This is a genomic window from Lipingzhangella rawalii, assembly GCF_031628175.1.
Classification (GTDB): Bacteria; Actinomycetota; Actinomycetes; order Streptosporangiales; family Streptosporangiaceae; genus Lipingzhangella_A; species Lipingzhangella_A rawalii.
Window position 1 is genome coordinate 136122 of the sequence record NZ_JAVLVT010000005.1, and the last position, 19511, is coordinate 155632.

At 69.0% G+C, this 19511-nt stretch carries 14 protein-coding genes; 8 read left to right on the plus strand and 6 right to left on the minus strand.

All coding sequences use genetic code 11. The features are described 5' to 3' along the window. Window position 1: 1 nt before the first annotated feature. From RIF23_RS11670 to RIF23_RS11680, 3 genes are all read right to left on the minus strand, one after another. Complete coding sequence (locus RIF23_RS11670) at window positions 2-730, minus strand: hypothetical protein (protein WP_310912515.1); 729 nt, start codon at window positions 728-730, stop codon at window positions 2-4. 219 nt (window positions 731-949) lie between these two features. Next, window positions 950-2830, minus strand: coding sequence for a substrate-binding domain-containing protein (locus RIF23_RS11675; protein ID WP_310912516.1), 1881 nt, complete (start codon window positions 2828-2830; stop codon window positions 950-952). Between the two features lie 166 nt (window positions 2831-2996). Further along, entirely contained in the window at window positions 2997-4715 is a 1719-nt protein-coding gene (locus RIF23_RS11680) for a substrate-binding and VWA domain-containing protein (RefSeq protein WP_310912517.1), read from the minus strand. Between the two features lie 253 nt (window positions 4716-4968). On the opposite strand from RIF23_RS11680, the gene RIF23_RS11685 reads away from it, so the two are divergent. The 3 genes from RIF23_RS11685 (at window position 4969) to RIF23_RS11695 (ending at window position 7998) form a co-directional block, all read left to right on the plus strand. Then, complete coding sequence (locus RIF23_RS11685) at window positions 4969-5709, plus strand: hypothetical protein (protein WP_310912518.1); 741 nt, start codon at window positions 4969-4971, stop codon at window positions 5707-5709. A 32-nt stretch (window positions 5710-5741) separates the two neighbouring features. After that, the gene (locus tag RIF23_RS11690) at window positions 5742-6662 is read left to right on the plus strand and encodes a 2-hydroxyacid dehydrogenase (RefSeq protein ID WP_310912519.1); all 921 of its coding nucleotides are present in this window, start codon (window positions 5742-5744) and stop codon (window positions 6660-6662) included. 136 nt (window positions 6663-6798) lie between these two features. Beyond that, window positions 6799-7998, plus strand: a complete 1200-nt coding sequence (locus RIF23_RS11695; RefSeq protein ID WP_310912520.1) for a C40 family peptidase — start codon at window positions 6799-6801, stop codon at window positions 7996-7998. Between the two features lie 363 nt (window positions 7999-8361). Here the strand turns inward: RIF23_RS11695 and RIF23_RS11700 are convergent, their stop codons facing one another. Both RIF23_RS11700 and RIF23_RS11705 read right to left on the minus strand, forming a co-directional pair. After that, window positions 8362-9078: an IclR family transcriptional regulator gene (locus tag RIF23_RS11700; RefSeq protein WP_310912521.1), complete on the minus strand. Its 717-nt coding sequence runs from the start codon at window positions 9076-9078 to the stop codon at window positions 8362-8364. Between the two features lie 354 nt (window positions 9079-9432). Continuing rightward, the gene (locus RIF23_RS11705; protein WP_310912522.1) at window positions 9433-11244 is read right to left on the minus strand and encodes a gamma-glutamyltransferase family protein; all 1812 of its coding nucleotides are present in this window, start codon (window positions 11242-11244) and stop codon (window positions 9433-9435) included. A 173-nt stretch (window positions 11245-11417) separates the two neighbouring features. Between RIF23_RS11705 and RIF23_RS11710 the strand changes: the two genes are divergently transcribed. From RIF23_RS11710 to fahA, 5 genes are all read left to right on the plus strand, one after another. Beyond that, on the plus strand, window positions 11418-12377 hold the full coding sequence (locus RIF23_RS11710; RefSeq protein WP_310912523.1) for an MBL fold metallo-hydrolase: 960 nt from the start codon (window positions 11418-11420) through the stop codon (window positions 12375-12377). 44 nt (window positions 12378-12421) lie between these two features. Then, window positions 12422-14140: an FAD-dependent monooxygenase gene (locus tag RIF23_RS11715; RefSeq protein ID WP_310912524.1), complete on the plus strand. Its 1719-nt coding sequence runs from the start codon at window positions 12422-12424 to the stop codon at window positions 14138-14140. A gap of 79 nt (window positions 14141-14219) precedes the next feature. Then, a complete protein-coding gene (locus RIF23_RS11720; RefSeq protein ID WP_310912525.1) occupies window positions 14220-15389 on the plus strand; it encodes a homogentisate 1,2-dioxygenase in 1170 nt (389 codons plus the stop codon). Further along, a complete protein-coding gene (locus RIF23_RS11725; protein ID WP_310912526.1) occupies window positions 15386-16243 on the plus strand; it encodes a hypothetical protein in 858 nt (285 codons plus the stop codon). The genes RIF23_RS11720 and RIF23_RS11725 overlap by 4 nt, the downstream gene beginning before the upstream one ends. A gap of 170 nt (window positions 16244-16413) precedes the next feature. Further along, on the plus strand, window positions 16414-17607 hold the full coding sequence (gene fahA, locus RIF23_RS11730; protein WP_310912527.1) for a fumarylacetoacetase: 1194 nt from the start codon (window positions 16414-16416) through the stop codon (window positions 17605-17607). Between the two features lie 102 nt (window positions 17608-17709). Here fahA and RIF23_RS11735 read toward each other — a convergent pair whose 3' ends face one another. Next, window positions 17710-19143, minus strand: coding sequence for a prolipoprotein diacylglyceryl transferase (locus tag RIF23_RS11735; protein ID WP_310912528.1), 1434 nt, complete (start codon window positions 19141-19143; stop codon window positions 17710-17712). Between the last annotated feature and the right edge of the window lie 368 nt (window positions 19144-19511).

Here is a 19511-nt window from a genome sequence, read left to right on the forward strand (position 1 = left end):
GTCACACGGCGGCTGGTTCCGCCACGATGCTGTGCCCCGGTGTGCCGCATTCCGGGGGGCGCTCGAGAACCCGGCTGGGGTCCGGTGGGTGTTCCAGCATCGGGTCGGGGATCGCCCCTGGCGGGCGTGCGATCCCCGACCCCCGCGCTCGGTAGGGGCGGGTGGAGGCGTCGACCTGTCCGAGGAGCACTTCCGGGGCGATGGCTCCCGGGCTGGCCGCGGTCGATCCCGGAAACTGGGACCGGCCGAAGTGTCCTCCCTGGGCCCAGGTGAACTCCGTGGTCTGGCCCCGGGCCAGCTTCGCCGGAGTGCGCACCGGTGTGCCCGCCGGCCAGCTCCGGGGCACCCGCCAGGTGTCGAGCCAGGTGAGGAGCGCGGCCCGCCCGAGCAGCGGCCCTTGGGTGAAGGGGAGGGAGGAGAAGCCCACAACGTCGATCAGGAGGCACAGCCGGCCGTCCCGCCCGCGGTCAACCTGGTTGGGCGACACCAGCTGCTCGGTCACGGCCGTGGTCGCGGGCAGCAGTTGGGCGATGTCACCGGTGTGGGGATTCCATACCAGGTGGGCGTGGTGGGTTTGCCCGACGAGGCGTTCGGCGGCCTGGACGGCGGTCACGGTCAGCGGATCGGATTCGGTCGTGCCCCAGACCACCCGTGGGGCGCCTCCGCGGGGAACCGTCCCTTCGTGCTGGATCGGGACTCGGTGTGCGCCGGGCATCCATGCATGCACCACCCGTTGGCTCCCTCCCATGGTCGTCCATCCGAACAGTGCCTGAGTAGTTCCTGAGTACGCCATGTACCCGATTTCGTCCAGGGGTGTCCGGTTTCGGGTTTCGGGTGGGGGTGGGTGACCGGGGCACACCTCTGGTACGGACGGGGGTACCCACAGCCGCCCGCACCAGCGGAGTTGCCGAGGTCGGTGCCGGACGTTTCCGGCACCGACCGTCAATGGCTAGTGCTCTTCGGCTGCCGCCTCGGCCGTGCGCAGGGTGAAGGCCTCCAGGAAGATGTCGCCGATCTCGGTGGGGTCGTTGGTGGCATAGGCCCGCCCGTCCAGAGTGTCGGCGATTTCCTCCATGGGTTCCTGGTCCACGTCCGGGCCGAAGGAGACGATGATGATGCTGATCGGGCGTTCCTCGTCGCCGGACTCCTCCTCCAGGGCCGTGGTGAGTTCGTCGAGGCTCAGCCCGTCGTCCTTGGTGTCGTCGCCATCCGTCAGCAACAGGATCGTGGAGATGTGGTTCGGCGAGTAGTCCCGCTGGAGCTCCTGGTAGGCGGCGAAGACCGTGTCGTACAACGCGGTCCCCCCGTCGGGGATCGGCTCCAACTCGGTCAGGTGTCGCGCCAGCTCCTCCCGGTGTGTGTGGCCGTTGACCTCGGTTCCCAGCGGCCGGATGGGTACGGCCTCCCGGTAGTCGAGGCCGTCATTGATGTCCAGGGAGAACTCCCAGGTGCCGAGCTCGGCGTTGTCCGGGAACATCTGGAGCCCGTCGTTCGCGGATGCGGTGGCCGCCTGCATCCGGGTGAGGTCGGTTCCGGGAACCTCCGACAGCATCGATCCGGAGACGTCCATGAGCGTCAACACGCGGGAGGGGAGCTGAAGCTGGTTCCAGGTCGAAGTCAGTGTTGCCACGGTCGAGCCGCCGGGTTTGGGCAGCGATTCGGGCATCTCCTCGGCGAAGCCCGCTTCGTCGTCGAGGACCGTGGTGTCCACCGTGCCGTCCGGGCTACGGAAACCGCGCGCGCGAATCCGCTCCTCGGCGTCCGAGGTGGTGATGTAGTCCAGGAACGTCTCGGCGGCGTCGGTTACCTCTGGGTCGGTAGTGCGCAGCAGGTAGGGGTAGTCCAGGGTGAAGGTCCCCTCTTCGGGATAGTTCACCTGGGCCGCGTGGTCCGGATACTCGGTGTTGTACCGGTGGACCGCCTGTTCCGACAGCGCGATGACGGCACCGTCGGTGTTGGCGTGTTCCTCGTCCGCCGCAGCCTCGTCCGTCTCGTTCGCCTCGTCAGCCTCGTCAGCCTCCTCCGGGGGGAGCCCAGCGAGCTGGGCGAACGCGCCCTCTTCGTCGTGCGCCGTCGAGGCCTGCATGCTCTGGAGGGCGGCCACCAGCTCCGGGCTGGCAACGGGCTGTTCGTCCTCGTTCTCGGTGGGGTCCGAGCCGTGCTCGGCCTCGAGTGCGTTGTTCACCAGGGCCAGGGTTGCCAGGCCCTGGGAGCTGCGGACGGGGTCCACAACCTGGACCGGGGGTGATTCCGGCTCTGATCCGTCGGGTGGTGCGGTGGGGGTGACCCCGGACCAGGAGGTTGCATCGATGGCTTCGGCCGCCGACCCGGTGGAGGCGAGAACCAGCGGTGAGGTGGCCACCGAGACATCGGTGTTGTCGATCTGGTCGAGCCCCGCCCCGTAGATCACCAGTTCCGCCCACAGGGAGGAGTCCGGAATCCACACGTCGGCGTCGCTGTCTCCGGTGGTCGGTCCCATGCCGGTGATGGCGTAAGCGACGTTGGCAGGGTCCCGTTCCTGGATCTCCACCGACACGCAGTGCGGATCGGCGTCCGGATCGCCATCGTGGAACCGGGAGGCGAGTTCGGAGAGTGCGGGGGAGAGCTCCGGGGCACTGGCAATCTCCACCTGGGTGGTGCCGGCAATGCAGGCTCCGGCTCCCCGCAGCACGTACCAGCCGGTGACGCCGGCGCCAACCAGGACGACCAGAGCGCTGGTGAAGGCCAGGAACGCCCAGCCGCGGTTACCGCGACGCGGACGACTCCGACGCCGCCGTGCGGAGCGGGACTCCGCCCCACTCGAGGTGTCCGATGAGTCTCGTCGTGCCATACGTCGCCTCGCGAACCTGATGTTACTGCCGGGTTTTCAGGAGAACAGTACTGACCGCGGTCCCGTGACAAAAGAGGCGTTCGATAACACATCGGGTACACCGTCCGTTATGGTCCCAGGTCATCGGGCTAGATCGCGGCTGTTCTCGCCGCTGCTTTCGGATAGGTCAGCTGTCGCAGTCCGGGACACACAGCCGACGCGAGATCGAGTCGAGGAAGATCTCGCCGATTTCGTCCGGGTCCTCGGTGACGAAGGAGGTGCCGCTGGTGGCGCGGGCGATGTCGTCGAGCTCTGCGGCGTCCGGTTGGTCCCCGAAAGCGATGATGAACATGGTGACGGGTTCCTGGGGGTCGAAGCTGTCCTGGAGCTCCGCAACCAGTTCGGCGTGTTCGATATCACTGGAGCCGTTATCCGCGTCGGCAACCAGCATGATCACGCTGTTGATCTTGTCTTCCGCATAGTTGTCCTGCTGGTGCTGGTAGGCCGCCAGAATGTTGTCGTACAGACGGGAGCCGCCGCCCTCGACCTCGATATTCTCGGCCACCTCGTGGAGACGGTCCCGGCGGGTCTCGTCGGGGGTGTCACCGGGTTCGTCGAGCCGACCCAGGTCCTCCAGCTCCTCGCGTCCCTCTGGTCCGTGTTCGTCCGACATCAGCCACAGGCCCATGTCCGTCTCGTCGGGGAACATCTCCAGGCCCAGTTGGGCCGCCCCGCGCGCGACCTCGATCCGGGCTTCGGGGCCACCGTCGAGATCCTCGGCAGCCGCGGCAGACACGTCCACGAGCACCAGCGCCCGGGATGGCATGGACAGGCGGTTCCAGTCCTCGACTGAGGCGAGTAGCCGATCTCCGGTCAGGCCGTCGTGTGTGTCCACGTCCCCGGGGGCGATCCCGGTTCCCTGAGCCACGGTTGGGCTGGTGGATCCGTCGGGTTCGCGGAATCCCATGTCCCGGAGTCGTTCGCGGAACTCCTCCTCGTGCAGGATCTCGTAGAGCTCCTCCGCGGCGGCGCTCTTCTCCGGGTCGTCCGGGGTGGTCACCACGAAGGGGTAGTCCAGGCTGACCGTTCCCTCGCTGGGGTAGTGCGCCTCCAGTGGTGGGCTGTCGTTCGGGCGTTCCCGTTCGTTGTACTCCCAGACGGCCTGTTCCGGAAGGACCGTCAGCGGCTCCGCTCCGGGATAGATTCCGGAGGGCTCGATCTCGCCGAAGGCGCTGTCGAGCTGCACGTCGCGGACGAACTCCGTCATGGCCGCGTCGGCCTCGTCCCCCGTGCCCAGCTCGTCCCGAACCGCGTACATCGTGGTCATTCCGTCGGCCCCACGGTTGGGGTCGACCATCACCACCGGCCGGTCCGGGTCGCGTTCCCCGGGCAGAACCTCGGTCCAGCTGGCCGAGTGCGGCTCGTCACCGCCGATACCCTCGGCATCTTCCGGGGCGGCCAGGACAACGGGGGAACTGGCCAGCGACCTCGGTTCGGTCTCGGTGATCGGGGTGGCCGGCTCGGAGATCCGGACCAGTTCGACCCATGCCGAGGACTCGGGAACCCACACGTCCGGGGCGATCGTGGAGCTCGCGGTGACACCCCCGGCCAGCTCGGTCAACACCAGATGGGGTGGCAATTCGCTGGCCTGCGCATAGAGGCAGGTTCCGCTGCCGCCCTCGTTGCGGTTGTTGAACTCGGCGGCGGCCTCCTGAAGGACGGGAGCGATGCCCAGTGCGGAGGTCACCCGCAGGTACTGCGTCTGAGAACAGCCAAGGAACCGGACTCCGAGCGGAACCATCAGCGTCAACACGATCAGGAGAACGGTGATGATCGCGGCGATGCCAAGCGGGGACTGCACGGCCTGGCGGACCCGGGAAGGGTGGCGGTGACGTCCGTTGGTCACGGGGGCTGGCTCCGTTACTCGGCACGGGAACGGGGGGTTCGGGTGGTTCCGGTGGTGCCCCGGGAGTATGGGGACACCTGGTCGCGCATCCGGGCGGGGCTCGAATCGGAACTTGTTTCAACATGGACCTTACTGAAAGGTAACTCGTGGGAGAAGGGTGCGGCCCCAGTCGTAACCGAAGTGCGAAGCTACCGTCGTCGTCCTGGGCAGGAACCCGCCCGGGGCCATTGTCGTGGGAACGGGGTGCTGTCCGGTGCGCACCATAGACTGGCTGTTGATGAGGCGGATGCGAGCTGTGGTGAACCGGTCCCGCGAGCCCGGCGGATTGGTGTACGGCGGGCGGCGGCTCTCCGGCCGCATTGCTGGGCGCCTGGCCGCGCTCAGTACGGGACGTCCCGGCGTGATGCTGCTGGGAACCCTCAGCCTGGCCGGTGGCCTCGGCTACGTCGCCCTCGTCGGCACGAACCTGGCGACCACGCCCCAGCCCCCCGAACCCGACGAGGTCGATGCCGTCGGCCTGATCCAGAACACTCCCAACGCTCCGACGGCGGTCCTGCACATCACTGTCGACGACGGTGTGGACGACGATTCCGACGAGCCCGACGAGCCCGACGACACTGACGACCCCGACGAGACTGACGACGGTGCGGACGCCGAGGACAGCGACGAGGACGCCGCTGGGGACACGAACGGCGGAGAGTCCCCGCAGGCGGAGGACGATCCCGAGCCCCTGGGGGACAGCGAGCACCGGGTCATCTGCCGCGGTGATGCCGACGCCGATCCGGAAGCGTGCGCCTTGGTCGGTGAGCTCGACGACCCCTTCGCCGAGGCCGATGACGACGCCAACTGCACCGACGTGAGCTACGGACCGGAGCGCGCCACCATCTCGGGATATTGGGACGGCGAGCAGGTCGATACGGTCCTCACCCGGGACGGGTCCTGCGCGGAGGCGCGGTGGCAGCGTCTGCGTCCGTTGACCCAGCCGGCCGAATAGCGGCGCGGGTGCGTTGGAGAGGAGCGAGCACAATGGGCGGGTATGTACTGGTGCCCTGGGAGCGCAATCGTGAGAACGCTCCGGCAGGGCTGGACGTGGCGGTGTTCGACGGCCACACCAAGCCGCCCGAGGCCTCGGTTCTGGAGCGGGTGGAGTTCTACGTCCTGCCCTATGTCCACTTCGACCGGGAGGCGGCGCGTAGCTCGGTGCGCCTGCTGGGGCACCTGCCTCGGCTGCGGGCCGTGCAGACCCTGACCGCCGGCTACGACCATCTGGTGGGGCGGCTGCCTCCGGACGTAACCCTGTGCAACGGGCGGGGGCTGCATGACGCGAGTACCGCCGAACACGCCCTGGCGCTCCTGCTCGCTGCCCAGCGCGAGTTGCCCCGCTGGTTCGCGGCCCAGCAGCGTCGGGTGTGGGAGCCGGAGGCCACCGGCTCACTCGCTGATTCCCGGGTGCTCATCGTTGGCTACGGAAGTATCGGCGCGGCGATCGAACGGCGGCTGCTGGCGTGTGATGCCGAGGTTGTGCGTGTGGCGCGGCACGCGCGGCCGGATGAGGATGTGCATCCGGTCGCGGAACTGCCGGATCTCCTCCCCGGCTGTGACATTGTCGTTCTGGTGGCGCCGCTGACCGAGGACACGCGCGGCCTGCTCGGGCCGCGGGAGCTGGGACTGCTGCCGGATGGTGCGCTCGTTGTCAACGTCGGCCGTGGGCCGGTTCTGGACACCGCTGCGCTGCGTGCCGAGCAGGGCCGAATTCGGGCAGCACTGGACGTGACCGACCCGGAGCCACTGCCGTCCGATGATCCGCTCTGGACCACTCCGGGTGTGGTGATCACACCGCACGTGGCCGGCGGTTCCGCCACGTTCTACCCGCGGGCGCGCCGCTTCGTCGACACCCAGCTACAGCGCTGGGCCACCGGCCAGCAGCTACACAATGTAGTTATGTGATGTAGGTCACACGGCGGCCGTGCATAAGGATTCGTTAGACTCGCCCTGCGGACCGAAACCGCGGAGTCGGCGAGGATAAGTGAGGTCCCCAGTGCACGGTCCCACGGTGCGACACCCGCGAATACCGGACCCCCGAGTGATTACGCTTCGTGGTCGAGATGTGCTCGGTACGGTGGTTCTGACCACTCTGCTCTGTGCCACGGTCAGCGCGCCGGCCGCCTGGGCCGACCCCACGCCCGAGGCCGGGCCACCCACGGACGTTCCCCGGCCGGCAGTGCCTGGAGCCCCCGCAGAGCCGGAGGTCGCTGATCCTGGTGCCGTTGCCGCAGCGCCGGAGGTCGCTCCGCTGGAGGAGACCCGCTCCGCCCAGTATTTCGCGGTCGATGACGAGGCCATCGCCCCGGACCGGGTTGAGGAGATCGCGGAGCTCGAGCACGTTGAGCATGTCGAGCAGGTGGACGCGGCCCGGGTCACCATTGACGGTGAGGTCACCTCCGTTCTGGGGGTCGACCCGGACACCTTCCGCGCCTACGCCCCGGCCCCCTCCGCCGAGTCCGACGAGGTTTGGGCGGGTGTGGCCGACGGTCATCTGGCCCTGTCCCACGAGCTCGGCCAGGAGCGGGACCTCGATGTGGGCAGCACGGTCACCGTGTCCGGGGCCGCGGGGGATGTCGAGCATGAGGTGTGGACCCACGCCACGTCCGGAGTCGCCGGAATCGACGCCCTGGCCGCACGGGACGTGACCGGGGATCTGGGTTTCCCCGAGGGAAACGCCGTGCTGGTCAGCGCTCCCGAGGCCGATCTGTGGGAACTGCGGGACGATCTCGAGGAGCTGCTCGGGGTCCCCGGCGCTGACGCTGACGCCACCGAGGACGACGGTCGCCAGCCCAACCCCTCCCTTCAGCTGCTGGTGGACCACCCGGAGGAGGCTCCCCCCGGCACCGGAGAGGCGGTCGCGGGGGACACCCTGGAGGCCATGATCGCGGCGGCGGAGAGTCAGCTGGGTGTTCCCTACGTGTGGGGTGGCGACTCCCCCGGGGGCGGGTTCGACTGTTCGGGGCTGGTCCAGTGGGCCTTCACCCAGGCGGGTGTCCAGGTGCCGCGGGTCGCGGCCGACCAGTGGGCCGCCGCGGGGCAACAGATCCCCTTCGCCGAGGCCGAACGGGGGGATCTGCTCTTCTGGCGCAGTGACCCCACGGCTCCGGGCCACATTTCCCATGTGGCGATCTACCTCGGTGGCGACACGATGCTGGAGGCCCCGCGCAGCGGCGATGTGGTGAAGTACAGCGACGTTCGCACCGCGAATATGGCTGGTGCCGTTCGCGTCGCCCACTGAGTCCCGCAGCCGTCTCGCCTGTGGCGCCGGCAGGCACGGTGGCCGGGGTGTCGGACCTCGGCTCCACGAGCAAGGGGAAGTCGTCGGTGGTGGGGGCCGGCCCGCGCCGGCGCGGCCCCCACCCTTCTCCCGCGACACATCCAGCCGGGAGGGGAGGGCTGGCGACATCGCGGGAGTGAACGCAGGGCGGTTACTGAGGGAGGGGGCGTCAGCAACGTGGCCCTGCTGATGGCCATTCGATTATCGGTCAGCTATATCGGTAATTGAATAGCCGAACAGAAGTCAACATATGACGCGCGCTGCCACCTTGGCAACCGTACGAAACATACGTTAGCAGCGAAAAGAGGCCGTAAACCGGAACAGTCACGGCAAATCGGAAACAATGTCGCGTGCGGCCCCATGGACCCGTTCGCCAAGTCGCAGCGGAGCCTCACCACGATCCCGTGTCTCCAGGTACACCACGGCGACCGCGGCGAGGGTGGTCCGGGTGGCCACCGGTGCGGCTACGGCCGACATCCCGGCGAGTACCTCGCTGTGCGAGTAGGCCCAGCCTCGCTCTCGGGCCGTGCTCACCTCGGGACGTTCCTCGGCGGTGGGCGGGAGCGCCGACAACATCGCCATGCCGGGGGCGCCCCGGTTGATGGGATGGCGCATCCCGGGGGCGTAGGCCACGTGTCCCATCGAATGTCGAGGTTCCACGGTGAGGAGGGTGACAGCCTCGTCCTGGGCCGGAACCACGATGAAGGCCGTCATCCGGGTTTCGTTGGCGAGTTCGGTGAGGACGGGGGTCGCGGCGCTCTGGAGGCTGTGGGACACCCCCCGGGCCAGGCTGGGCAGACCAAGGCCCAGCTCGTAGTTGCCCTCACTGGTGCGGGCCACGAGTCGGTGATCCTCCAGGGTGCGCACCATCCGGTACACGATCGACCGGTGCACCCCCAGCGTCGTCGCCAGTGCGGCGATACTCATCGGTCCGCCGGCGTCGCGCAGGGCTTGCAGAACCTGGAGTCCGCGGTCGAGCGTTTGGGAACGGGTGCCCTGGGTGCGGGCCTCCGGGTGGGGCTGGGGGATGCTCTGAACCATACGGGCACCTCGCTGTTCGCTCAGCGATTATCCATATCCATAGTCGCACAAATTCTACGCCGGATTCATGATCCTTATCACCTACGTCACGGCTGCGTGTGACGTGCCTCTCACCAGGGTCGCTCCTCGGGGCTGCCCAGCAGTGCGGCGATGATGGTGCCGGCACCGGCGCCGGCGGCGGCACCATGGGACAGCAGACCGGGCGGCCTGCCCCACGGGGCGCGGCGTCTCGGCTCGGTGTGGAATTCGCGGAGGGATGTTCCCGAGGCGCCGCGGCCCCGGAACCGCCGCCGACCGAATCGAGGTGCCGGATTGGCCCGGTGGGGCCAATCCGGTTCTGGGGTGGGATGCGCGCTACCGTCCGACCGCGTAGCCCTGAGCGCCGCGGGGGTTGGCGCCGGCGCGCAGCTGGCCCGTGTTCGGGTCCCGGGCCACGGCCGACAGGCGCCCCAGGGACCAGCCCCCCGAGCGCACCACCCGATGGCCACGCCGCTCCAGTTCGGCGATGGCTGTGTCCCCGTCCCCGTCCCCGTCCCCGTCCCCCAGCCGCGACTCGACCACCAGCTCTCCGGGAGCCATCTCGCGGGGATGGAAGGAGCTGGGCGCCGCATTGGTGTGGAACATGGGGGCGTCGATGCCCGCCTGAAGGTTCAGCCCACCGTGCACGAGCCGGAGGAAGTAGGTCAGCGACCACTGGTCCTGTTGGTCGCCGCCCGGGGTTCCCAGAGCCAGGACCGGCTCGCCGCCGGCCGTCACCAGGGTGGGGCTGAGTGTGGTGCGTGGGCGTTTGCGTGGGGCGAGAACGCTGGGGGAGCGCGGGTCCAGCCAGAACATCTGCGCGCGTGTGCCCAGCGCGAAACCCAGTCCCGGAACCACCGGGGAACTGCTGAGCCAGCCACCGCTCGGCGTGGCCGCCACCATGTTGCCCTCGGCATCAACCACGTCGAGATGGCAGGTGTCCCCGCGGTGCTCCCCGGTACGGCTCACGGTCGGTTCACCGGTGGCGCCCGTGGCGGTCTCGGTGGTCCCCGCCAGGACCGGCGGTACGACGAAGGGGTGGCGTCCGTCCGGAGCACCGGGCCGTAGCTCCAGGGAGGCGCTGTCCGCCTGGGTTACTAGCCGGGCACGTTCGGCCGCGTACTCCCGGGAGAGGAGCGTGGCCAGGGGAACGTCAACCATGCTCGGGTCGCCGTACCATGCCTCCCGGTCGGCCAGAGCGAGCTTGGCGACCTCGGTGACCAGGTGCACGAACTCCGCCGAGTCGTGGGCCACCTCGTCGATACCCAGTTCCCGCAACATCCCCAGCTGCTGGAGGAACACCGGCCCCTGGCCCCACGGGCCGGTCTTGTGCACCGTGTAGCCGTGGTAGTCGAGCTGGGTGGTGGGCTCGTAGTGGGCTCGCCAGTCGGCCAGGTCGTCCCCGCTGAGCAGCGCCCGCTGAAACTCGCCGCTGCCGTCGGGGACGGGGCGGGACAGGAACGCCAGGATTCGCTCGGCCACGAAGCCCTCCCGCCACAGGTGCCGGGCCGCGTCGATCTGGCTGTCGCGGGCGTGGGGCGCCTGCGCTTCGGCCTCGGTGACGAGCCGCTCGTAGGTCGCGGCCAGATCCGGGTTGCGGTGCGTGGCCATAGCTTCCGGGGGTGCCCCCCGGTCCAGCCAGACCTCGGCCGAGCTCGGCCAGTATCGGGTGAAGATCGGCTCGACAGCCGCGATCTTGTCCGCGATCTGCGGCAGGATCGGGAAGCCACGGTGGGCATAGCCGATCGCCGGCGAGAGGACCTCACGGAGGGACATCCGTCCGTGGTCGCGTAGCAGGGTCAACCAGGCGTCGAAGGCGCCCGGCACACACGCGGCCAGGACCCCACTTCCCGGCAGGCGGTCCCGCCCCGCGAGTGCCTCAGGTGTGGCCGCGGCGGGTGCCGGGCCCTGGCCACACAGCACCTGCGGCTGGTCTCCGGCGGCCTGGAGCAGGATCGGGACCTCGCCACCGGGGCCGTTCAGGTGCGGTTCCACCACCTGGAGGGTGAAGCCGGCGGCGACCGCCGCATCGAAGGCGTTGCCGCCGCGTTCGAGTACCGACATGCCCACGGCGCTGGCCAGCCAGTGCGTGGAGGCGACCATTCCGTGTTCGCCGCGCAGTTCGGGACGGGTCTGGACCGTCGGCATAGTCCTCCTTCGCCGGGATTGTGCGTGGAGACACCCTACGGGGCGTGCGGTGGCGCCCGGGGACGGCGGTCGCGACGGGAAATCCCGCCGTCACCTATTGATCGTGTGCTGGGTCACACCTATGCTGAGTTCTAAATACGCACTTACTGTTCTATATGCGAAAGGCGGACGGCATGGGGCGCCCCTTCGCCAGCTCGGCGGATGTGACCGAGAAACGCCAGACCCTCGAGGTGATCGCGGACGGTGTGTACGCCCGCACCGCTGAGGGGGACCCCAACATCGGAGCAGTCGAGGGGGAGGACTTCCTCGTCTGCTTCGAAGCACTGGCCACCCCCGCAGCGGCCCGGGAATGGCTTGCCCAGCTGCGCGAACACACCGACAAACCCATCCGCTACCTGGTGCTGTCGCACTACCACGCGGTCCGGGTCCTGGGCGCGGCCGCGTTCGACGCTGAGGTCACCGTCGCCCACGAACACACGCGTGCGCTGATCGCCGAACGAGGCCAACAGGACTGGGACTCGGAGTACGGTCGGATGCCCCGCCTGTTCCGGGAACCCGAGACCATCCCCGGCCTGACCTGGCCGACGGTCACCTTCGCCGACCGGATGACCATCGACCTCGGCGGCGACCGTGGCGAGCTCCAGCTTCAGCATCTGGGACGGGGACACACCGCCGGCGACATCGTCGCCTGGCTTCCCCAACAGCGAGTCCTGTTCGCCGGTGACCTCGTGGAGGCCGAAGCGGCCCTGTACACCGGGGACGCCTACCACCACGAGTGGGCCCGGGGCACCCTGGACCGAATCGCCGAGCTGGACGCCGTTGCCCTGGTCGGGGGGCGTGGAGATGTCGTCCACGGACGCGCGTCGGTCACGGCGGCCATCGCCCAGACCCGTGGCTTCCTGGAGGTCATGATCGAGCAGGTCGGCGCCGTCCACCGTCGTGGCGGCAGCCTCACCGAGGCGTTCGAGGCCGCCCACGCCGCCCTCGCCCCCACCTACGGGGACTGGCCCATCTTCGAGCACTGCCTCCCGTTCGACGTCGCCCGGCTGTGGGAAGAACTCGACGGGGTGGAACATCCCACCATCTGGACCGCCCACCGGGACCGCGAGGTCTGGGCGCAGTTGCAGGGCTGAGCCCCTCGCCACCGGACGTTCGCCGCACCGACCCGGGAGAGACCATGCCCCGCAGTTCCGACATCGTTCCACCCCCCGCTTCCGCCAGCGCGAGTCGAAATTCGGCCTCCCGGGTTCCGGTGCTGATCGTGGGGGCCGGCCCCGTGGGCCTCTCCCTCGCCCTGGGCCTGGCCGCACACCAGGTGCCCAGCCGGGTCGTGGAGACACACGGCCGCGACGACCCGGCGTTGCGGGTGGGGTCGCGAGCCATCTGCTTCCAACGGGACGTCCTGGACATCCTCGCCCGACTCGGGGTCGCGAATCGCCTGCTCGCGGAAGGCGTCACCTGGACCACGGCCCGCACCTACTACCGGGAGCACGAGGTCCGCACCGTCAGCTTCGACCCCGACCCCGCGGCAGCCACAGGCGCACAGCCAAGCACCCGCATGCTTCCCCCCTGGATCAACATTTCCCAAGCTCGGGTGCACGAGGAGCTACTGCACGCGGCCGAACGCTCCCCCCTGGTCGAGGTGTGGGACCGACACCGCTTCACCGAGCTGGTTCAGGACGACACCGGCGTCACGGCGCAGGTGATCGACCCCGACGGTCACCAGATCAGCCTCGCCGCGGAATACCTCGTGGGTGCGGACGGGGCCCGCAGTGCGGTGCGCCGCAGCCTCGGCATCGACTTCCCCGGTGATTCCTTCGACGACCGCTTCCTGATCTGTGACATCCGCGCCGACCTGCCGTTTCCCCAGGAACGACGCTTCTACTTCGACCCCGAGTGGAACCCCGGGCGGCAGGTCCTGGTGCACCAGTGCCCGGAACGGACGTGGCGGATCGACTGGCAGGTTCCCGCCGACTACGATCTCGAAGCCGAACGCGACAGCGGAGGACTGGACCAGCGCATCCGCAAGATCGTCGGTGACCGGCCCTACGAGGTGGTGTGGACCTCCGTCTATCGTTTCCACCAGCGCTGCGCCGAACGCTTCCGCCAGGGACGCGTCTTCCTCGCCGGAGACGCCGCCCACCTGTTCGCGCCCTTTGGTGCGCGTGGCCTGAACTCCGGCTTCCAGGATGCCGACAATCTGGCATGGAAGCTGGCCGCGGTGCACACCGGCTGGCGCCTGGACACCGTTTCCCAATCCGAAGCTGCCGAGGCCGTACTGGCGAGTTACGAGACCGAGCGCCGCTCCGCCGCGCAGGAGAACCTGCGCGTCACGAGTGCCACGATGCGGTTCCTCGTCCCCCAGAACGCCGAGCAGCGGCGCTATCGCCAGGAGACCCTGCACCGGTCCGTCACCGACCCGCAGGCGCGGGCCCGCATCGATTCCGGCACCCTCGCCGAGCCTCACCCCTACACCGATTCTCCGCTGACCCGACCCGCCGACATCGCCGCGGAACCCGAACCGGTAGCTCCCGGGGCAATCCTGCCCGACGCCCCCTGCCAGCTACACCGGGAGTCACACCGGCTGCGCTACCTGCTGCGAGGCACCTTCACCCTGCTGTTGCCGGACCGGCGCCACGCCGACAGACACACCGACGCGCTGTCCGCGGCCGGACCATACACGCCGCCCGTGGCCGTGCGCTGCGTGTCGGAACTGGACCCGGACGGTCTGCTCGCCCAGCGGTTGCACCTGGGCCCCGGCTGCGCCTACGTCGTGCGTCCCGACGCACACGTGTGCGCCGTGGTGGCCGAGGACGACACCGCGGCGGTCCGTGCCGCCCTGGCACGGGCCTGCGGCCGTGTCCACGAGGAACTGGTGCGCGACAGCCAACCATAGCGAGGATAGACACCACCGTCGCCGCAGCGGTGGGGTCGCCCGAACCGCGGGGCAGGCCCTACCGCGGAAAGGACCCGGGATGCCGTACTACCGCGCCGTTGGGGAGATCCCCCGCAAACGTCACATCGTGTTCCGCCGCCCCGACGGTGGCGTCTATGCCGAGGAACTCATGGGGGAGGAGGGATTCTCCTCCGAATCCGCGTTGCTCTACCACCGCAACGCCCCCACCGCGATCGTCAAGAGTGAGACCGTCAGCGATACCGCGCAGGCCACCGCGGTGGAGCCCAACCTCCCCCTGGCTCCGCGACACTTCCGTACCCAGGACCTTCCGGAGGGTGGCGACCTGGTGCGCGGGCGCCAGCTGCTGTGCGCCAACGCGGACGTGCGGCTGAGTTTCGCCGCGGTGACCGAGGCCAGTGGCCTCTATCGCGACTCCGTCGGGGATGAAACCGTCTACATCCAGTCCGGGACGGCGCGATTCGAGTCCACCTACGGTGTCTTGGAGGTCGGCGCCGGCGACTATGTGGTGATCCCGACCGGGACCATCCACCGTTGGGTGCCGCACGAGCCGGTACGGGCGCTGACGATCGAGGCCAGTGGCCATATCCGCCCGCCCAAGCGGTACCTGTCGGCACGCGGCCAGTTCCTGGAACACGCGCCCTACAGCGAACGGGACCTTCGCGGGCCAACCGAGCCACACCTGGTGACCGGCCCGGAAGCGGAGCAGCCCACCCCGGTGCTGGTCCGGACCCGTCGCGGGCTGACCCAGCTCACCTTCGCGCACCACCCCTTCGACGTGGTGGGCTGGGATGGACACCTGTACCCGTACGTGTTCAACATCAACGACTTCGAACCGATCGTGAAACGGACCCACGCACCGCCCCCGGTGCACCAGACCTTCGAAGGCCCCAACTTCGTGGTGTGCTCGTTCTGCCCGCGGCCCCTGGACTTCCACGACTCCGCTGTCCCCATCCCCTACAACCACCACAATGTGGACTCCGACGAGTTCATGTACTACGTAGCCGGGGATTACGCGGCCCGCAGGGGATCGGGTATCGACATCGGGTCGATCTCGCTGCATCCGGCCGGCTTCACCCACGGGCCCCAGCCGGGGGCGGTCGAGGCCTCGCTCGGTGCCGGGTACACCAGCGAGACCGCGGTCATGATCGATACCTTCAACCCCCTGGACCTGGGGGCCGGAGCCCGGCAGTCCGAGGACCCCGAGTACGCCTGGACGTGGGCCCGGTGACCGCGACGAACCAGGACCCCGCCTCGGTACTCCTGGCCGGGCTGGTCGACGATGCGGGCCTGTTTCCACCGACGCAGCTGCCGCTGGCCCAGGCCGTCGAGCGGCATCGCCGAGACCAGCAGCGCAACCACCCCATGCACACGCACCGGTTTCTGTGCCCCTCCAGCCGGTGGGACGACCTCCGGGGCCTGCTCACCGAGCGGGACCGCTTCGACGTCGGGGTGATTCTCGACGACGACCAGGCGGGGTCGCTCGCCGCGGTTCCCGAACCGGCGGCGGGTGACCCCCTGCGGGTTGCCCACCTGGAGATGCGGGTCGAACCCGCCGACGTGGGCCGGGCAGCCCGCTACCTGCGGGGAACGGGCAGTGGCCACCGGCACCCCGTCTTTCTCGAACTTCACCGCACCCGAGGGTGGCAACGCAGTGTGGCCCAGCTGCATGGCGCACACCCCCTGGGGCTCAAGATCCGGTGTGGGGGGCCGCGGGCCGAACTGTTCCCCACCCCCGAGGAGCTCACGGAGTTCATCGAGCTCGCGGTGGCCAACCAGGTTCCCATGAAGGCCACCGCGGGACTGCACCACGCGGTGCGCCACACCGACCCGACAACCGGCTTCACCCACTACGGGTATCTGAACCTGGTGGGGGCATGTGCCGCCGCTGTGGCGGGCGCCGAACGAGACACGGTACTGGCCATCCTGACCGAGACGGATCCCCCGTCCCTCGTGGCGCGGCTCCACAGCACCGACCCGCACACCGCACGGCGCAGCCGTGCGATCCTGCGGTCGTACGGCTCCTGCGACACGGCCCAGCCGATCCACGAAGCAGCAGAACTGGCCTTGGGTCCCGCCCGGTAAGCGCGGCGTCGGTGTCCCCGCCGTGGGGGCTCGCCACCATCGAGCCCGGTGGCGCCGCGGGAAGGCACGGAACCGTGGCGGGGGAACCGAGCGGCCTGTGGTGCGGCGACATCCGCAGCAACACCCGGCCGGGCACGCGGTCCGGGAGAGACAAGGGAAGCGAGGAGAACGTGGCGACATGCTGGGTACCGGGTGCCGAGGGGTCCGGCTTCGGGTTGGACAATCTGCCCTATGGGGTGTTCTCACGGGCGACCACGGAACCGCGGGTCGGGGTTCGGATCGGCGAATACGTTCTGGATCTGGCCGCGGCACTGCGTGAACCCGAGTTCGCCCAGTCCTCCCTGAACGCTTTTCTTGCCGCGGGCTCCACCGCCTGGCGTAGTACCCGCGCCAAGGTGGGGGGCATGCTCGGCTCCGAGGCGGGGCGGCGGCACGCCGAGGAGTATCTCGTGCCCCTGACCGAAGCGCGACTCCATCTGCCGTTCGAGGTTGCCGACTTCGTGGACTTCTACTGTTCGGAGGACCACGCCAGCAACGTGGGACGGATGTTCCGGCCGGACCAGGAACCGCTGAAACCCAACTGGCGGCACCTGCCCGTCGGGTACCACGGTCGCTCCGGAACGGTTGTCCTGTCTGGGGGTGACATCGTACGCCCCCACGGCCAACGCAAGGCCCCCGATGCGGAGCTGCCGAGCTTCGGGCCGTCCGAACGTCTGGACTTCGAGGCCGAACTGGGCTTCGTGGTGGGAACCCCCTCGCGGTTCGGAAGCTCGGTGACCACCGCTGACTTCGCCGAACACGTGTTCGGGGTGGTGTTGGTCAACGACTGGAGCGCCCGTGACATTCAGGCTTGGGAGTACGTGCCCCTGGGGCCGTTTCTCGGCAAGTCGTTCGCAACCTCGATCTCCCCGTGGGTGGTTCCGCTGGACGCCCTGGCGGCGGCCCGTGTCCCGGGGCCGGTACAGGAGCCTGAGCCGTTGCCGTATCTTCAGCGGGTTGCCGACTGGGGCCTGGATCTACGAATGGAGGTTCGGGTCAACGACACCGTGCTCTCCCGGCCGCCCTACTCCCGGATGTACTGGACGGGAGACCAGATGCTCGCCCACCTCACCAGCAACGGGTCCCCCCTACGCACCGGCGACCTGTTCGCCTCGGGAACCGTGTCCGGGATGGATCGGGCAGAACGCGGCTCCCTCCTGGAGCTCAGCTGGGCCGGGACCGATCCCGTGACCCTGGCTGACGGCAGCGAGCGCACCTTCCTCGCCGACGGCGACACGGTGACGATCGGTGCGAGTGCCCCCGGAGCCGGTGGTTCCCAGGTCAGCCTGGGGGCCGTTACCGGGACGGTGCGGCCCGTGGCGTAGCCCGGACCGGGTACCCCCGGGTGGGGCCGCGGTAGCCCGAATCCGGCCGCGGGTCGATAGCCGATGAGGGCTCACCGCCCGCGGCCGGGTAGCGGCCCGGACTCACAGGCCGGGCAGTTGATGCCAGATGCGGTCTGCGGTGTCCGGCTGCTCGTCCGTGTCCGCCTCGACCACATGCGCGAACGGGGATGGAACCTCGTCCAGGTCCAGCTCCGTGACGCATTCCTCGACGGCGGCCGCCAGCTCCGTGGCCTCGGGTGTGTCGTCCGTGACCACCAGTGGTTCGAGCAAGGGTGTGGTGTCGGCGGCTGTGGTGGACGCGCCATCGATGCATGCGGCGAACTCCTCCTCGACATTCTCCGCATCCGATGACGGCGCTTCCGCGTCCGGATCCTCCGGGACGGTCCCGGTGTCCTCCTGCTCCGCGGATTCGGTGCCCGCTTCGGAGTCCTCGTCCGCCTCCCCAGTCCCGTCGGTCACCGGTGTGACATCGGCGTCGGAGTCCGCCGGTTCTTCGGCGTTCTCCGCTGCGTCGGCGGGCTCGTCACCGTCCTCGGACGCGCCGTCCGGGGGCTCGGTGTCGGTGGAGTCGGTGTCCTCGTCGCCGGGATCAGCCCCACCGGTCATCCCGTCGTCCTGGACGTCCTCGTCCGAGGCGCCGTCGGTTCCCTCGTCCGGCACCGGAGCCGGCTCATTGGGAAGCGCCGGCTCCGACGCTCCGCCGTCCGTGTCACCATCCGTACCGGCATCGGTGGTGTCTTCCGGCTCCTCCGTGTCGGTTTCGTCCTGCTCCGCAGCGTCGTCGCTGCCGGCAGGATCATCCTCGTCGTGGCTGTCCGCGTCCTCGCCGTCGGTCCCCTCCTCGGGGGCCTCGTCTTCGTCCTCCTCCTCGTCCTCCTCCTCGTCCTCTTCGTCGTCGTCTTCGTCGTCTTCGTCGTCTTCGTCGTCGTCCTCGTCCTGCTCTTCCTCGTCGTCTGTGTCGTCCTCGTCGTCCTCGTCCGTGGCGTCGAGGGAGACGACACCCTCACTGAGCTCCGACAGCTCCGCGGAGTCCCAGGTCTCGGGTTGGAGATAGGCCTTGACGATGGTTTCCGAGTCGGCCCGCCAGAACAGGTCCCCGGTCTTCTCGGAGAGATAGCCGTCATAGTCCCCGACTGTGACCGGTTCCAGAGTTCCGGGATTGAGGTGTGCGTAGTGGGTGTCCCGCACGTCCTCCAGAGTCTGTTCCCCGTCCGTGCGGATCACGGTGACCTTGCCGTAGACGATGCCGGGCCCCTGGACCCAGGCGATCTCCGACGTACGATTACCGCGCTGATCTGCCGACGACGACGCCTGCACCCCGTACCCGCCGAGCCCGGCGGGAAGGTAACGCAGCTCGAAGCCGTCCAGCAGGTAGGACGAGGACTGTGCCCGGACCACGGACTCCTCATGGTCGTCTGCTGCGGCGGTCGCCAGTGGCCCGAAACCAGCGATCGACACGCCTGCGATTCCCGCTAACCCAGCCAGCGACATCCAGCGGTGATGAAAGTTTCGCATGTCCGATCTTCCCCCGTGATGTAGGACCGACGACCGCTGCGGCGCTTGGAGCCGGACTGCGGTGGACCCGCAGCGGTTCCGCGGTCGCGTGTGGCCATGGTGGGGATTTCGCTCCCCTGCCATCGCTCCAAAAATCTCACACCAAGTAACTGAGATCGCACATATAGTCGCTCGTGTCGCGGACCGGACGGGATCGGGACAGTCGGGGACAACAGGTCTTGTTTTCCGTAGGCCCCAGAGTTCATGTTCCGGACAGGCCGGAGTCAATCAGCGCTGTGAGAGTTCCTGGCGGCCCCATCGGCACTACCCCGGTGCCGCTGGAGCCCGGATCCAGCGGATCGGGGAACCGGACCCACCGGGATTCGGGC

What these genes read in the sequence shown, in the direction of transcription:
- RIF23_RS11675 (WP_310912516.1), bottom strand. Translation starts at nt 2,830, where the DNA reads ATGGCACGACGAGACTCATCGGACACCTCGAGTGGGGCGGAGTCCCGC.
- RIF23_RS11690 (WP_310912519.1), top strand. Translation starts at nt 5,742, where the DNA reads ATGGGCGGGTATGTACTGGTGCCCTGGGAGCGCAATCGTGAGAACGCT.
- RIF23_RS11700 (WP_310912521.1), bottom strand. Translation starts at nt 9,078, where the DNA reads ATGGTTCAGAGCATCCCCCAGCCCCACCCGGAGGCCCGCACCCAGGGC.
- RIF23_RS11705 (WP_310912522.1), bottom strand. Translation starts at nt 11,244, where the DNA reads ATGCCGACGGTCCAGACCCGTCCCGAACTGCGCGGCGAACACGGAATG.
- RIF23_RS11710 (WP_310912523.1), top strand. Translation starts at nt 11,418, where the DNA reads ATGGGGCGCCCCTTCGCCAGCTCGGCGGATGTGACCGAGAAACGCCAG.
- RIF23_RS11715 (WP_310912524.1), top strand. Translation starts at nt 12,422, where the DNA reads ATGCCCCGCAGTTCCGACATCGTTCCACCCCCCGCTTCCGCCAGCGCG.
- RIF23_RS11720 (WP_310912525.1), top strand. Translation starts at nt 14,220, where the DNA reads ATGCCGTACTACCGCGCCGTTGGGGAGATCCCCCGCAAACGTCACATC.
- RIF23_RS11735 (WP_310912528.1), bottom strand. Translation starts at nt 19,143, where the DNA reads ATGCGAAACTTTCATCACCGCTGGATGTCGCTGGCTGGGTTAGCGGGA.